Source organism: Cupriavidus sp. MP-37, assembly GCF_020618415.1.
Taxonomy (GTDB): domain Bacteria; phylum Pseudomonadota; class Gammaproteobacteria; order Burkholderiales; family Burkholderiaceae; genus Cupriavidus.
On record NZ_CP085344.1, the window covers coordinates 3,109,229 to 3,124,373 of the forward strand.

11 protein-coding genes are annotated in these 15,145 nt (G+C 69.5%); 8 read left to right on the forward strand and 3 right to left on the reverse strand.

The genetic code is table 11. The annotated features are described in order from the left end of the window. Positions 1 to 120: 120 nt before the first annotated feature. The 7 genes from hutU to LIN44_RS14360 all read left to right on the forward strand — a co-directional run bounded on the left by hutU (position 121) and on the right by LIN44_RS14360 (position 10,724). Complete coding sequence (gene hutU / locus LIN44_RS14330) at positions 121 to 1,806, forward strand: urocanate hydratase (protein WP_227312637.1); 1,686 nt, start codon at positions 121 to 123, stop codon at positions 1,804 to 1,806. 192 nt (positions 1,807 to 1,998) lie between these two features. After that, positions 1,999 to 3,318: an MFS transporter gene (locus LIN44_RS14335; RefSeq protein ID WP_227312638.1), complete on the forward strand. Its 1,320-nt coding sequence runs from the start codon at positions 1,999 to 2,001 to the stop codon at positions 3,316 to 3,318. Continuing rightward, positions 3,315 to 4,298, forward strand: a complete 984-nt coding sequence (gene hutG / locus LIN44_RS14340; protein ID WP_227312639.1) for a formimidoylglutamase — start codon at positions 3,315 to 3,317, stop codon at positions 4,296 to 4,298. The genes LIN44_RS14335 and hutG overlap by 4 nt, the downstream gene beginning before the upstream one ends. A 589-nt stretch (positions 4,299 to 4,887) precedes the next feature. Further along, positions 4,888 to 6,198, forward strand: a complete 1,311-nt coding sequence (locus LIN44_RS14345; RefSeq protein ID WP_227312640.1) for a dicarboxylate/amino acid:cation symporter — start codon at positions 4,888 to 4,890, stop codon at positions 6,196 to 6,198. 166 nt (positions 6,199 to 6,364) lie between these two features. Then, on the forward strand, positions 6,365 to 8,332 hold the full coding sequence (locus tag LIN44_RS14350; protein ID WP_227312641.1) for an ATP-binding protein: 1,968 nt from the start codon (positions 6,365 to 6,367) through the stop codon (positions 8,330 to 8,332). Then, positions 8,322 to 9,641: a sigma-54 dependent transcriptional regulator gene (locus LIN44_RS14355; protein ID WP_227312642.1), complete on the forward strand. Its 1,320-nt coding sequence runs from the start codon at positions 8,322 to 8,324 to the stop codon at positions 9,639 to 9,641. Before LIN44_RS14350 ends, LIN44_RS14355 begins: the two co-directional genes overlap by 11 nt. A 486-nt stretch (positions 9,642 to 10,127) precedes the next feature. Next, positions 10,128 to 10,724 (forward strand): helix-turn-helix domain-containing protein, encoded by a 597-nt coding sequence (locus LIN44_RS14360; protein ID WP_092308012.1) that lies wholly within the window; start codon positions 10,128 to 10,130, stop codon positions 10,722 to 10,724. 16 nt (positions 10,725 to 10,740) lie between these two features. On the opposite strand, the gene LIN44_RS14365 is transcribed toward LIN44_RS14360, so the two are convergent. Both LIN44_RS14365 and LIN44_RS14370 read right to left on the reverse strand, forming a co-directional pair. Next, positions 10,741 to 11,826, reverse strand: a complete 1,086-nt coding sequence (locus LIN44_RS14365; protein ID WP_227312643.1) for an ornithine cyclodeaminase — start codon at positions 11,824 to 11,826, stop codon at positions 10,741 to 10,743. Positions 11,827 to 11,862: 36 nt separating this feature from the next. Then, positions 11,863 to 12,741 (reverse strand): dimethylarginine dimethylaminohydrolase family protein, encoded by an 879-nt coding sequence (locus tag LIN44_RS14370; RefSeq protein WP_227312644.1) that lies wholly within the window; start codon positions 12,739 to 12,741, stop codon positions 11,863 to 11,865. Positions 12,742 to 12,936: 195 nt separating this feature from the next. Here LIN44_RS14370 and LIN44_RS14375 point away from each other — a divergent pair, with 195 nt between their 5' ends. Further along, positions 12,937 to 13,356: an Lrp/AsnC family transcriptional regulator gene (locus tag LIN44_RS14375; protein ID WP_227312645.1), complete on the forward strand. Its 420-nt coding sequence runs from the start codon at positions 12,937 to 12,939 to the stop codon at positions 13,354 to 13,356. Positions 13,357 to 13,363: 7 nt separating this feature from the next. On the opposite strand, the gene LIN44_RS14380 is transcribed toward LIN44_RS14375, so the two are convergent. After that, a complete protein-coding gene (locus LIN44_RS14380; protein ID WP_227312646.1) occupies positions 13,364 to 15,121 on the reverse strand; it encodes a chloride channel protein in 1,758 nt (585 codons plus the stop codon). Positions 15,122 to 15,145 lie beyond the last annotated feature (24 nt).

The window sequence follows — 15,145 nt, forward strand, 5'->3', positions numbered from 1 at the left end:
CGCGCGCCCTCATCCTACGGGATTACCCCGATTCATACGTACTTGTATATACAGGAACATACATGCCTATGCGTTGACCAAAGCGCGCGTTCCAGACCCGCCAGACCGAAGGAGTTTCCCGTGACCCAGACCCCCACCCAACCTACTCGCTTCCGCGACACCGAAATCCGCGCCCCGCGCGGCACCGCGCTGACAGCCAAGAGCTGGCTGACCGAAGCGCCGCTGCGCATGCTGATGAACAACCTCGACCCCGAGGTGGCGGAGAACCCGAAGGAACTGGTGGTCTACGGCGGCATCGGCCGCGCCGCGCGTAACTGGGAATGCTATGACCGCATCGTCGAGGCCCTGACCCGGCTGGAAGACGACCAGACCCTGCTGGTGCAGTCGGGCAAGCCGGTCGGCGTGTTCCGCACCCACCGCGACGCCCCGCGCGTGCTGATCGCCAATTCCAACCTGGTGCCGCACTGGGCCAACTGGGAACACTTCAACGAGCTCGACGCCAAGGGCCTGGCCATGTACGGCCAGATGACCGCCGGCAGCTGGATCTACATCGGCAGCCAGGGCATCGTGCAGGGTACGTATGAAACCTTCGTCGAAGCCGGCCGCCAGCACTACGGTGGCGAGCTGAAGGGCCGCTGGGTGCTGACCGCGGGCCTGGGCGGCATGGGCGGCGCGCAGCCGCTGGCGGCGACGCTGGCCGGCGCCTGCTCGCTCAATATCGAATGCCAGCAGAGCCGCATCGATTTCCGCCTGAAGACCCGCTATGTCGACGAGCAGGCCACCGACCTCGACGACGCGCTGGCCCGCATCGACCGCTACACCTCGCAGGGCAAGGCGATCTCGATCGCGCTGTGCGCCAACGCCGCCGAAGTGCTGCCCGAACTGGTGCGCCGCGGCGTGCGCCCCGACATGGTGACCGACCAGACCAGCGCGCACGACCCGCTCAACGGCTACCTGCCGGCCGGCTGGAGCTGGGACGAATACCGCGAGCGCGCGCAGCGCGAGCCGGCCGTGGTGGTGAAGGCCGCCAAGGCCTCGATGGCCGCGCACGTGCGCGCCATGCTGGATTTCCAGAAGCTGGGCGTGCCGACCTTCGACTACGGCAACAACATCCGCCAGATGGCCAAGGAAGAAGGCGTGGCCAATGCGTTCGACTTCCCCGGCTTCGTGCCCGCCTATATCCGCCCGCTGTTCTGCCGCGGCATCGGCCCGTTCCGCTGGGCCGCGCTGTCGGGCGATCCGCAGGACATCTACAAGACCGACGCCAAGGTCAAGGAACTGATCCCCGACGACGCGCACCTGCACCGCTGGCTCGACATGGCGCGCGAGCGCATCAGCTTCCAGGGCCTGCCGGCGCGCATCTGCTGGGTCGGCCTGGGCCTGCGCGCCAAGCTGGGCCTGGCGTTCAACGAGATGGTCCGCAGCGGCGAGCTGTCGGCGCCGGTCGTGATCGGCCGCGACCACCTGGACTCGGGTTCGGTCGCCAGCCCCAACCGCGAGACCGAGGCGATGCAGGACGGCTCGGATGCCGTCTCTGACTGGCCGCTGCTCAACGCCCTGCTGAACACCGCCAGCGGCGCGACCTGGGTCTCGCTGCACCACGGCGGCGGCGTCGGCATGGGCTTCTCGCAGCATTCCGGCGTGGTGATCGTCTGCGACGGCACCGACGAGGCCGCCGCGCGCATCGCCCGCGTGCTGCACAACGACCCCGCCACCGGCGTGATGCGCCATGCCGACGCCGGCTACCAGATCGCCGTCGACTGCGCGCGCGAGCAGGGTCTGGACCTGCCGATGCTGGGCGGCTGAGCAGCGTTCAGTTCAAGTCAGAACCCCGTGTTCGCTCCCCTCTCCCGCTTGCGGGAGAGGGGCGGGGGTGAGGGCGGGCGTTCGCAATGACGACACCCCCTCCTCCATGGAGACGCCTGCCCTCACCCCCGGCCCCTCTCCCACTGGCGTGGGAGAGGGGAGCAAGCAACGCATTTCACAGGAGACAACCGCATGCCATCTGATACCACTGTGCCCGCCTACGATGGTGTCGCCGGCGCCCGGGCCGGCGCCCACACCCCAGCCCTGTCGCGCACGCGCGCCATTGCCGCCATCACCATCGGCAACGGCCTCGAGTTCTACGATTTCGTGGTCTACAGCTTCTTTGCCACGCTGATCGGCCGCCTGTACTTCCCCGTCGACAACCCCACCGGCCAGCTGCTGATGTCGTTCGCCACCTTCGGCGTCGGCTTCCTGATGCGTCCGCTCGGCGGCCTGCTGATCGGCATGTACGCCGACCGCGCCGGGCGCAAGCCGGCGGTGGCGCTGACGCTGTGGCTGATGGGCCTGAGCTCGCTGATCTTCGTGGTAACGCCGACGTACGCGCAGATCGGCATCCTCGCGCCGGTCATGGTGGTGGTCGCGCGGCTGGTGCAGGGCTTTGCCATCGGCGGCGAGATGGGCGCGTCGACCGCGCTGCTGCTGGAGTACGCCGACGACCGCACGCGCGGCTTCTATACCGCGTGGCAGCCGTTCAGCCAGGGCCTGGCCGCACTGTTGGGCGCCGTTACCGGCCTGGTGCTGAGCAACCTGCTGGCACCCGCCGAGCTGGAAGCATGGGGCTGGCGCCTGGCCTTCCTGATCGGCATCCTGGTGATCCCGGTCGGCCTGCTGATCCGCCGCCGCCTGGAAGAGACCGCCACGCCCGCGCACCACGGCGAGCACGCCGCGCAATGGCCGCTGCTGCGCCGGTATGCGCGCGAGGTCTTTGCCAGCATCCTGCTGATGATCGGCCTGGCCTCTTCCACCTATATCGTCGTCTATTACCTCAGCAACTACGCCGTCAGCGTGCTGAAGATGCCGCTGTCGCTGGGCATCTGGGCCGGCTGCATCGCCGCCGCGGTGCAGGTGGTGCTGTCGCCGTTCGCCGGCTGGCTGGCCGACCGCGTCGGCCGCAAGCCCGTGGTGCTGTGGTCGCGCGTGGCGCTGCTGGCGATGGTCTACCCGGCCTTCGTGCTGATCAACGCCGAGCCCTCGCTGGCGCGGCTGCTGGTGGTGGTGGCGTGCCTGTCGGTGCCGATGTCGATGACCGCGCCGGCGTCGATGGTGCTGGTCAGCGAGGTGCTGCCCAGGCGCCTGCGCGCCACCGGCCTGTCGATCGCCTATTGCGTGGCCATCGCCATCTTCGGCGGCTTTGCGCAATACTTCTCGACCCAGCTGATCCAGGCCACCGGCGACGTCAACGCTCCGGCGCTGTACGTGATCGGCTGCGGCCTGGTGTCGCTGCTCGGCCTGCTGATGGTGCCTGAAACGCTGGGGCGGCGGCTAAAATGAGCGACCTGGCAGAGCTCGCGCCGGTAACGGACGCGACCGCCCTCACCCGCGACGATACGGTCTGGCGCGGCCGCCGCGACATCGGCGAGGCCGGCGACACCCGGCGCCTGTTCGATGTCGTCGCCGGCCCCGCCACGCCGCGCACGCCCGGCGTGCCGGTGCTGCTGGGCTTTTGCTGCGACGCCGGCGTGGTGCGCAACCAGGGCCGGCCCGGTGCCGCCGGCGGCCCGCGTGAACTGCGCCGCGCGCTCGCCGGCGTGCCGGCGCACGGCATCGGCCGCCTGATCGACGGCGGCGACATCCACTGCGCAGGCGATGCGCTGGAGTCCGCGCAGCAGCGGCTGGCGCAGGCGGTGGCCGCCGAACTGGCGGTCGGTGCCTGGCCGCTGGTGCTGGGCGGCGGCCATGAAGTGGCCTGGGGCACGTGGCAAGGCCTGCGCATGCATCTGGACGCGCGCGGCGACCGCGGCCGCGTGCTGATCGTCAACCTCGACGCGCACTTCGACCTGCGCGGCAGCCGCCCCGCCAGCTCCGGCACGCCCTTCGACCAGATCTCCGCCGACTGCCGCCAGCGCGGCCTGCCGTTCGACTACGCCTGCCTGGGCGTCAGCCGGCTCGCCAACACCGCCGCGCTGTTTGCGCGCGCGCACGCGCTGGGCGTGCGCCATGTCGAGGACACCGAGATGCAGGAGCGCCATCTCGACGCGCGCCTGGCCGAACTGGAGCGCTGGGTCGCCGATGCCGACCACGTCTACCTGAGCATCGACCTCGACGTGCTGCCCGCCGCGGTCATGCCCGGCGTCTCGGCCCCGGCCGCCTATGGCGTGCCCCTGGCCGTGGTCGAAGCCATCGCCACGCTGCTGCGCGACAGCGGCAAGCTGCGCGTGGCGGACCTTGCCGAGTTCAATCCGGCGTACGACCGCGACGGCTGCGGCGCGCGGGTGGCGGCAAGGCTGTGCTACCGCTTGCTCGGCGGCTAAATTTGCATCATCGCCAACGCACCGACGGTGTACTCCCTCTCCCCTCACGGGGAGAGGGCCGGGGTGAGGGGCGGTCTGGCAAGGCACCACCTCAGCAAGGCCCCCGGTTTTAAACCCAAAACCTCAGCCGCCGACCCACCCCGCCCTCACCCCTCTCCACCCGCCCAAACCCCCGGGTTTACACCTAGAACCCCGTTCGGTTTCCCGAACGAGGTTTCCGCCCACGCATCCGGTTTCCCGAACCGTGCGCCGGCATCACATCATTTTCCCCTTTGTATTCAACAGCTTGCATAGTGCCGGCGGCACCTTCGCGCTGGCACGGCGCGTGCAATATAGGCCGCCGCTCACAGCGCCAGACAGGTACGCCGGCACGCTGCCAGCATCCCGGCCGATGCCAAAAAACAAAGGAGGACACACCCATGACCGACCCCGCCTTGCCCACCCCCGTCGCCATCCCGGCGCACCTCCGGCACCTGTTGCCGCGCTGAACCTGACACGGCCGGCCCGGCGCCCCGACGTCGCCCAGCCTTCCTGCAATACACAGTCGTCCGTCCCGCCAGCGGGAACGGTCGCACAGGCCTGATCCACGATGAAACTGAATCGACTGCCCACCCTGATCTTCATTGCGATGCTGCTAGGCGTGCTGGCCGGCACCGCCGCGCACAACCTGGCGCCGGATGCCGCCACCGCCAAATCGATTGCGAACCACCTGTCGATCCTGACCGACATCTTCCTGCGGATGATCAAGATGATCATCGGCCCGCTGGTGTTCGCCACGCTGGTGGCCGGCATCGCCAGCATGGGCGACGGCCGCGCCGTCGGCCGCATCGGCATGAAGGCGATGATGTGGTTCATCGGCGCCTCGGTCACCTCGCTGCTGCTCGGCCTGGTCATGGCCAACCTGCTGCAGCCCGGCCACGGCATGAACCTGGCGCTGCCCGCGGCGGACGCCACCTCGAACCTGAAGACCGGGGCGCTGAACCTGCGCGACTTTATCGCGCACATGTTCCCCAAGAGCTTCGTCGAGGCCATGGCGCACAACGAGATCCTGCAGATCGTGGTGTTCTCGCTGTTCTTCGGCTTTGCGCTGGGCACCGTCAAGGACGGCGTCGGCAAGCCGGTGCTGCAAGGCATCGAGGGCCTGGCCGACGTGATGCTGAAGGTCACCAACTACGTGATGGCGTTCGCCCCGGTGGGCGTGTTCGGCGCGATCGCGGCCGTGATCACCGCGCAGGGCTTGGGCGTGCTGGTGGTCTACGCCAAGCTGCTGGGCAGCCTGTACCTGGCGCTGGCGCTGCTGTGGGTAGCGCTGATCGGCGGCGGCTACTGCTTCCTGGGCCGCGACGTGTTCCGCCTGCTCAAGGGCATGCGCGCGCCGCTGATGATCGGCTTTGCCACCGCCAGCAGCGAATCGGCCTATCCCAAGGTGATCGACCAGCTGACCCGCTTCGGCGTCAAGGAGCGCATCACCAACTTCGTGCTGCCGCTGGGCTACTCGTTCAACCTGGACGGCTCGATCATGTACACCTCGTTCGCCGCGCTGTTCGTGGCCCAGGTGTACGGCATCGAGCTGTCGCTGAGCCAGCAGATCACCATGCTGCTGGTGCTGCTGGTCACCAGCAAGGGCATCGCCGGCGTGCCGCGTGCCTCGCTGGTGGTGGTCGCCGCGGTGCTGCCGATGTTCGGCCTGCCCGAGGCCGGCATCCTGCTGGTGCTGGGCATCGACCACGTACTCGACATGGGTCGCACCGTGACCAATGTGCTCGGCAATGCGATTGCCACCGCCGTCGTCGCCAAAAGCGAAGGCGCCATCGGCGCGCCGGTACCGTCCGAGGAGGATGAACCCGCCGCGGATACCACCACCGGCCTGGCACCTGCCCAGGTCCTGGCGGCCAAGTAACACCGTCCGCCAGGCGTGCCAGGGCCCGGTTGCCGAACAGGCAACCGGGCCTTTTTGCATTGCGGCGGCCGGCACCCCCCGTTGGTGTGGTAAAAGTAGGCTCCCGCGCCCGGCTGCCGCCCATTGCCGGCGCGGCGGCTTTGCCACCTGCCTCGCCCAACACCTGATGACCGGCCCGCTACACCCTCCCGGCGATACCCCCAGCGCCACCACCGCCAGCCCTGCCGCCTCCGGGACTTCGGCTGCCTCGGCCCACGGCGCGCGCCTGCCCCACGGCCTGCGCGGCGCCGCGCCGCTGCTGGCGCTGCTGGCGCTCGCCGTGCTGGTGGGCCTGGCCGGCGCGCTCGGCTACCGCTACACCTACGACACCGCGCTGGCGCGCCAGGCGGAACGCGGCCAGGTGCAGCTGCGGCTGTACACGCAGGCGCTGGAAAGCGAGCTGGCCCATTACGACTACGTGCCCGGCCTGCTGTCGCTGGACGAGCGCATCGCCGCGCTGCTGCTGCGGCCCGACGACGCCGCGCGCACCGCGCGCGCCAACGAATACCTGAGCGCCCTCAACACCCGCGCCGGCACGCGCGTGATCTATGTGCTGGATGCGCATGGCAAGGTGCTGGCCACCAGCAACTGGCAGCGCCCGGACAGCTACCTCGGCGAAGACCTGAGCTTCCGCCCGTATTTCCGCGCGGCCATGGAGGGCCAGCTGGGCCGCTTCTACGGTGTCGGCACCACGCGCAGCGAGTCCGGCTACTACCTGTCGGCGCCCTTGGGCGAGCGCGACAACCCGGTCGGCGTGGCGGTGGTCAAGATCGGCCTGGAGCCGCTGGAAAACCGCTGGCAGGGTGCCGACAGCCAGATGCTGCTGACCGACGAGAACGGCGTGGTGATCCTGGCCTCGGACCCGTCGTGGAAGCTGGCCGCGCTGCGCCCGCTGTCGACCGACGCACGCGAGCGCCTGGCGCGCAGCCTGCAGTACAACCGCGCCCCGCTGCCGCAGTTGCCGCTGACCCTGGTGCGCAAGGTCGACCACGGCAATGGCAGCAGCAGCGACGAGCTGGTGCGCCTGCGCCGCGGCCCGCCGATGCTGGCCCAGCATGCCGCGCTGCCCGGCACCGACTGGCAGCTGACGCTGCTGACCAATACCTCGCAGGCGCGCGTGGCCGCGCTCAACACCGCGGCGCTGGCCGGCGTGCTGACCGCCTTCGTGCTGCTGCTGGGCGCCGCCTGGAACGTGCGCCGGCGCATCATCAACGAGCGCCTGGCGGCGCGCGCGGCGCTGGAGGCGGCCAACAGCGAACTCGAGCGCAAGGTGGCCGAGCGCACCGCCGACCTGTCCACCACCAACCAGCGCCTGCAGGCCGAGGTCACCGAACGCATCCGCGCCGAGACCGTGCTGCGCCAGGCCCAGGACGGGCTGCTGCAGGCCGGCAAGCTGGCCGCGGTGGGGCAGATGTCGACCGGCATCGCGCACGAGCTGAACCAGCCGCTGGCGGCGCTGCGCACCATCTCCGGCAATACCGGCAAGTTCCTCGAGCGCGGCGACTACGCCACGGTGCGCGCCAACCTCGACACCATCATCGGCCTGGTCGAGCGCATGGGCCGCATCACCGGCGCGCTCAAGTCGTTCGCGCGCAAGCCCGGCAACGGCAGGCGCCAGGCCAGGCTGGCCGAGGCGGTGGACAACGCGCTGTTCCTGCTGCAAACCCGCGTCGACGCCGTGCAGCCGGCGCTGCAGCGCGATGTCGACCCGGCCCTGGCGGTGGTGTGCGACCCCAACCGGCTGGAACAGGTGCTGGTCAACCTGCTCGGCAATGCGCTCGACGCGGTCGCCGGCAGGCCCGAGCCGCGCATCGCGCTGCATGCGCACGTGGCCGGGGGCATGGTCCACCTGACCGTGCGCGACAACGGCGCCGGCCTGTCCGAGGAAGCCTTCGCGCGGCTGTTCGAGCCGTTCTTCACCACCAAGCCCGCGGGCCAGGGGCTGGGGCTGGGCCTGACGCTGTCGGCCGGCATCCTCAACGAGAACGGCGGCAGCCTGTCCGCCACCAACCATCCGGACGGCGGCGCCTGCTTCACGCTGGTGCTGCCGCTGGCGCCGGAATCGAATTCACAGGATGCCGAACATGCCGGCTGAGCTGAACGTACTGGTCGTCGAAGACGATGCCGACGTGCGCTTGGGTTGCGAGCAGGCGCTGCGCCTGGAGGGCATTGCCACGCGCGGCGTGGGCAGCGCCGAAGCCGCGCTGCGCGAGGCCGGCCCGGGCTACGCCGGCGTGGTGGTCAGCGACATCCGCCTGCCCGGCCAGGACGGCATGGCGCTGCTGGCGCAATTGCGCGCGCGCGACCCCGCGCTGCCGGTGATCATGATCACCGGCCACGGCGATGTGGGACTGGCGGTGCAGGCGATGAAGCAAGGCGCCTACGACTTCCTGGAAAAACCGTTCTCGCCCGAGCAGCTGGTCGACGCCACCCGCCGCGCGCTCGAACAGCGCCGGCTCGCGCTCGAAGTATCAGAACTGCGAGAACGGCTGGCCGGCCGCGAGAAACTCGAGACCCGGCTGATCGGCCATTCGCCCGCGGTCGAACGGCTGCGGCGCCTGATCGCGGACCTGGCCGGCACCGACGCCAACGTGCTGATCCACGGCGAGACCGGCACCGGCAAGGAACTGGTCGCGCGCTGCCTGCACGAGGCCAGCCAGCGCCACGCGCGCAACTTTGTCGCGATCAACTGCGGCGGCCTGCCCGAGCAGCTGTTCGAAAGCGAGATCTTCGGCCACGAGGCCGGCTCCTTCACCGGCGCCGCGCGCCGCCGCATCGGCAAGATCGAGCATGCCGAAGGCGGCACGCTGTTTCTCGACGAGATCGAGAGCATGCCGATGCCGCTGCAGATCAAGCTGCTGCGGGTGCTGCAGGAACGCGTGGTGGAGCGCCTGGGCTCGAACCAGCCGGTGCCGGTCAATACCCGCGTGGTGGCCGCCACCAAGGCCGACCTGCGCGCGCTGTCCGATGCCGGCCAGTTCCGCGCCGACCTGTACTACCGCCTCAACGTGATCACGCTGGAGCTGCCGCCGCTGCGCGAACGGCGCGAGGACGTGCCGGCGTTGTTTGAACATTTCGTCGCGCAGGCCGCGTTGCGCTTCGAGCGCGATGCGGTGCCGGCCACGCCGGCGGAACTGTCGGCGCTGGTGGCCTACCCGTGGCCGGGCAATGTGCGCGAGCTGCGCAACCTGGCCGAGCGCCACGTGCTGGGGCTGGGCTGCAACCCCGGCCAGGGCGCCACCGCGCCCGAGGCCATGCCGCTGGCGCAAGCCGTCGAGCAGTTCGAGCGCGCGCTGATTGCCGACGCCATGCGCCGCCACGATGGCAACCTGAGCCGCGCCAGCGAAGCGCTGGGCGTGGCCAAGACCACGCTGTTCGACAAGGTGCGCAAGTACGGATTGTGAAACTGGCGGTAACGCGGTGTTTGAAGCGGTACCGGGAATCGGAACCGTTTGCGCGGAAACGTTACGTGGAACTGTGAAGCGCCCGCTGAATTCAGCACGCGCTGCAAACATTGCAGTCATGGGAACCATGACGACGCTGGCAGGTCTGCACTGACAACCCTGTTGTCATCACAATGCACTCAATGTGCGTTAAGAAACAAAAGCCCCGCAGATTTATGTTTTTTCCTACAGATACTTTGTCGTTTGCGGCATATTATTAGCTTCCAGCAAATCCGGCATGAAGACATCCCATACATTGGGATCGCGCTGCGCTTGCTGGAAATGCAGAAAAGATCAAAACAACCACAAAAAGCAGCCTGGCCGGCGGGGGAGCGGGCCGGGCACACAGGGTCAGTCAACTGTTGGCAGTGACAATCGCGCGGCGCCAGTGCCAGGGGCCGCGTGCGCCATGACGGCGCGACTGCCATATGGACTACGGGTGATGGGATGAAACTTGATCCGGCACTGGCTGAAAAGCCTTACTACAGCACGCGTACAGCGGCAAAACTGCTCAACGTCTCACTGGGCACGGTCCAGAAGATGGTCGAGCGCGGCGAACTCGGGGCCTGGAAGACCAACGGCGGCCACCGGCGCATCCACAAGGAAACCGTGCATCGCCTGCTGGCGACGCGCATCGGGCCCGAGTCGGCATCGCCGCACGGGCTGGACCTGGTGGTGTTCCACCCCAACCACCAGGAGGCACAGCGCATCCACAGCCAGCTCGGCAAATGGGGGCTGCCGCTCAAGAGCGTGGTGGTCGACGATGTGCTCGACACCGTCATCACCTCGGTCAGCGAGCATCCGCGCGTGGTGCTGTACTACGTCGACGAGCTCAACGACGCCGAGTCGGCCACGGTCGAGAAGCTGCAGAACTTCTTTGCCAGCCAGCACGTGATCTTCGCAGTGATCACCAACCGCCAGGCCTATGACGGCGTGGCCGATGCGCTCCAGCACTGGGGCATCATGGTGTTCCTGAAGACGCCCTCGCTCGAAGAGGTCAAGGGCTTCCTGCGGGCGCAGCTGATGATGGGCCGCGCCGCCTGAAGCCTCAGGTCACGCTTCAGGCCACGGCCGCCGGCCGTGGCAGTGGCCGCCCGGCGCCGCCGCCGTCGGCCTGCGCCAGCATCCAGCCGTACAGGTTGCGCGGGTCGGGCGGCATCGCCACCAGTTCCACCGCCGTGCCGGCACGGTGCGCCTGCGCCGCGGCGTAGAGCCAGCGCAGCGCGGCATAGTCTTCCAGCGCAAATCCCACCGAATCAAACACGGTCACCTCGTCCGCCGCGGCGCGGCCGGGCGCATGGCCGGCCAGCACCTGCCACAACTCGGTCACGGGCGCGTCGGCAGGCAGCTGCTGGATCTCGCCCTCGATGCGGGTCTGCGGTTCGTACTCCACCACGATGCGCGCGCGGCGCAGGATCTCGGCATGCAGCTCGGTCTTGCCCGGGCAATCGCCGCCGACCGCGTTCAGGTGCATGCCGGGCCGCACCATGTCGGGCGTCAGGATGGTCGCGCGGGTCTTGTCGGCGGTGACGGTCGAGACGATGTCGGCGCCGGCCAGCGCGGCCCCGACCGAATCGGCGCGCCGGATGGCAAGGCCGGGCACGGCGGCAAGATTGCGCATCAGCCGCGCGGTGGCGGCGGGGTCGATGTCATAGGCGGCGATCTCGCGCACGCCCAGCATCGCGTGGAAGGCCAGCACTTGGAATTCCGCCTGCGCACCATTGCCGATCAGCGCCATGGTGGCCGCGCCCGGCCGCGCCATGGCGCGCGCCGCCAGCGCCGAGGTGGCCGCGGTGCGCAGCGCGGTGGCCAGCGTCAGGTCCGCCAGCATCAGCGGGAAGCCGGTTTCGACCTCGGCCAGCAGGCCGCACGCCATTACCGTCGGCATGCCGTGCTGCGCATTGCGCGGATGGCCGTTGACGTACTTGAACGCATACTGGCTGCCGTCGCTGACCGGCATCAGCTCGATCACGCCGCGCGCCGAATGGCTGGCCAGCCGCGCGGACTTGTCGAAATCGGCCCAGCGCGCGAACGCCTGGCGCACCTGCGCGGCCAGGTCGACGATGGCGGCCTGCGGGCCGATCGCGGCCACCAGCCGGGCGACCTCGGCCGCGTCGAGAAACAATGTTCGGACGGTGTTCTTCATGACCCTCTCCCTGGCTGTTCCTGCCCTGCCCTGCGCTCAGGCGGCCGCCGCGGCGAGGCCGCGTCCGCTGCTGCGGTCCAGCCGCAGGGTCATGCAATAGGCGCCGCCGCCCGACAGCATGTACGGCGACAGGTCGACCTCATGCAGCTGGTAGCCGCGCCGTCCAAGTTCGGTGCGCAGATGCGGCGTGGTGCGGGTCATCACCACCTGGTCGTCGAGGTTGACGGCATTGACGCTGAAATGGCGCAGGTCGTCGGCGCTGGCCTCGATGCGCAGCCGCGCCGGCACGCGCGCGCGCAGCTCGCGCAGCGCCGCTGTGCTGAACGCCGGCGGGTAGTACAGCACCTCGCCGCCCGACAGCGGGCAGAAGCACACGTCGAGGTGGTAGCTCTGCTCGGTGGCCAGCTCCAGTGGCACCACGTCCTTGCCGAAATAGCGCGACACCGCCAGCGCCGCCTCGTGCGAAGAACGCGGCCCGAACCCGGCCCAGAAATGCCCGCGGCCCGCGTCCCAGATACAGTCGCCGGCGCCTTCCTGGTAGCAGCCTTCCGGCAGCAGCGCGACTTCGTCGAGCAGCCCCCGCGCGCACAGCTTGCCGAAGATGTCGGCGAACGGCGCTTCCTCGCCGCGGCGCTGCGGATAGCGGAAGCGCGCCAGCAAGGCGCGCCCGTCGAGCACCACGGCGGCATTGGCCGGGAACACCATGTCCGGCAGCCCGGGCGCGCCGGGCGCCACCTCCACGGCGAAGCCCGCGCGGCCGAGCGCGTCGCGCAACGCCTGGAACGACTGCATCGCATTGCGGTGCATGCCGTGCGGATCGCGCGCCCAGGCGGCCGGGTCCATCCACGGATTGATGCTGTAGGACACGTCGTAGAAGGTCGGCTCGACTAGCAGGATGGTCGGGGTCTGGATCACGGCGGCTCCTGGTTGCATGGCGGGGCGACGGGCTTCCGTTTGGGAAATCCATCCGTCGATTGAATTCTGGTGCAAGCCCGCGTTAGCCAAAAGCCAGCAAACTGCCCGCTTTGCGCCTACCATTGTTCAAAACGCCAGGTTCCGCTGTCGTTTTGCCAATCGCCCCAGCCCGCCCCCGACCCGCACTTACCGCCCATGGATGCCACCGACCAGCAACTGATTGCCCTCCTGCGCGACAACGCGCGCACCCCGGTGACGGCATTGGCGCAAGCGCTGCGGGTGTCGCGCGCGACCGTGCAGAACCGTATCGACAAACTGGAACAGGAAGGGGTGATCGTCGGCTACACCGTGCGCCTGCGGCCCGAGGCCGAGGCGCACCGCATCCGCGCCTGGATGACGGTCGCGGTCGAAGGCAACAAGACCCGCGCCGTGCTGCAGGCGCTGCGCGGCGAGCCCCACGTGCAGGCGCTGCACACCACCAACGGCCGCTGGGACATCATCGCCGAGCTGCGCGCCGAGACGCTCGAGGCTTTCGATCGCGCGCTCGACCGGATCCGGCTGATCGACGGCATCAGCGCCACCGAGACCAGCATCCTGCTGTCGACCTACAAGTAGGCAGGGCTCAGGCCGCGGCGCGGCCGCGCAGGCGCTCGCGCCGCGACTCTTCGTGGAACACGCTGCCGCTGGGACGCAGCAGGTCGCGCAGCGACACGATGCCGGCCAGGCGCATGGTTTCCACGCTTTCCACCACCGGCAGGCGCGCCACGCTCAGCGCCGCCATGCTGCCGGCGGCGGCGCGCGCGGTCTGGCCCGGCAGCAGTACGTGCGCGGGCGCGCTCAGCAGGTCGCGGCAACGCATGCCGGGCGGCACCTCGCCCGCGGCCAGGGCACGGATCGCCGTGCGTTCCAGCATGCCGAGCACGCGGCCATCGGACACCACCGGGTAGGCGCGATGCGCTGCGTGTTCGCCGAAATAGCGCACCATCGCGTCCGCGACCGGCAGGTCAGCGTCGATCGCCACCACCTCGCGCGTCATCAGTTCGTCCACATGGGCGCGCTCGAGCGGATCGACACTGTATTCGCGGTAGATATGCAGGCCGCGCCGGGCGATTTTCTCGGTCATGATCGAGCGCTTCATCGCCAGCACCGAGAAACCGTACGCCACCGCGGTGGTCAGCAACAGCGGCAGCAGCGCCTGCGTGTCGTGGGTAAGCCCGAAGGCGAAGACGATGGCGGTCAACGGCGCGCCCAGCACGCTGCCCAGCACCCCGGCCATGCACACCAGCGCCCACAGCTGCGGCGAACCACCCGGCAGCCACGGCGCCAGCACCACGCCCAGCCCCGCGCCCAGCATCAGCAGCGGCGCCAGCACGCCGCCGGAAGTGCCCGAACCCAGCGCGGCGATCCAGATCACGGCCTTGACCGCCAGCAGCGCCAGCGCGATCTCGATGGCGATGCGGTTGTTCAGCAGGTCGCCGATCACGTCATAGCCCACGCCCAGCGCGCGCGGCTCGAAATACCCGCCGATGCCGACCACCAGCCCGCCCAGCGCCGGCCACCACATCCAGTGCAGCGGCAGGCGCGCGAACGCGTCTTCGGTGCGGTACAGCGCCAGCGTCAGCCCGGCGCCCAGCACGCCGCACAGCAGGCCGGCCAGCACGCACGACAGCAGCGCCGGCGTGCCCGCCGCCGCGGTCTGCAGCGGAAACAGCGGACCGGCCTCGAACAGCAGCGGGCGCAGGAACCCGGCCACCGCGCACGCCAGCGCCACCGGCAGCAAGCTACGCGGGCGCAGTTCGAACAGCAGCAGTTCCACCGCCAGCAGCACCGCCGCCACCGGGGTGCCGAAGATCGCAGTCATGCCGGCGCACGCGCCCGCGACCAGCAGCGCCTTGCGCTCGCCCGCGGTCAGGTGCAGGTACTGCGCCAGCAGCGACGCCAGCGAGCCCCCGGTCATGATGATCGGCCCTTCGGCGCCGAACGGCCCGCCGCTGCCGATCACGATCCCCGACGACAGCGGCTTGAGCACCGCCACCCGCGGCGACATCTTGCTCTTGCCGAACAGCACCGCCTCGATCGCCTCGGGAATGCCGTGGCCGCGGATCTTGTCGCTGCCATAGCGGGCCATCAGGCCGACGATCAGTCCGCCCACCACCGGCACCGCGATCACCCACGCACCCAGCGCATGGCCCGCCGGCGAGCGCTCCGCCAGCGACAGCGTCTGGTAGAAAAACAGGTTGGTGAAAAAGCGGATCAGGTTCACCAGCACGTCCGCAGCCACCGTGCTGAGCGCGCCGATGCCCAGCGCGATGACCGATAGCAGCAGCAGGCGGCGGTTGACGGCATAGTCGCGTTTTTCGACCGGCATGACAGACGACATTGGTGAGGACTCCTGGCTGGTGGG

Excerpts from the sequence above, each read along its gene's own strand:
- hutG (WP_227312639.1), top strand. The coding sequence starts at position 3,315 with ATGAGCGACCTGGCAGAGCTCGCGCCGGTAACGGACGCGACCGCCCTC.
- LIN44_RS14350 (WP_227312641.1), top strand. The coding sequence starts at position 6,365 with ATGACCGGCCCGCTACACCCTCCCGGCGATACCCCCAGCGCCACCACC.
- LIN44_RS14355 (WP_227312642.1), top strand. The coding sequence starts at position 8,322 with ATGCCGGCTGAGCTGAACGTACTGGTCGTCGAAGACGATGCCGACGTG.
- LIN44_RS14365 (WP_227312643.1), bottom strand. The coding sequence starts at position 11,826 with ATGAAGAACACCGTCCGAACATTGTTTCTCGACGCGGCCGAGGTCGCC.
- LIN44_RS14360 (WP_092308012.1), top strand. The coding sequence starts at position 10,128 with ATGAAACTTGATCCGGCACTGGCTGAAAAGCCTTACTACAGCACGCGT.
- LIN44_RS14375 (WP_227312645.1), top strand. The coding sequence starts at position 12,937 with ATGGATGCCACCGACCAGCAACTGATTGCCCTCCTGCGCGACAACGCG.
- LIN44_RS14380 (WP_227312646.1), bottom strand. The coding sequence starts at position 15,121 with ATGTCGTCTGTCATGCCGGTCGAAAAACGCGACTATGCCGTCAACCGC.
- LIN44_RS14345 (WP_227312640.1), top strand. The coding sequence starts at position 4,888 with ATGAAACTGAATCGACTGCCCACCCTGATCTTCATTGCGATGCTGCTA.
- LIN44_RS14335 (WP_227312638.1), top strand. The coding sequence starts at position 1,999 with ATGCCATCTGATACCACTGTGCCCGCCTACGATGGTGTCGCCGGCGCC.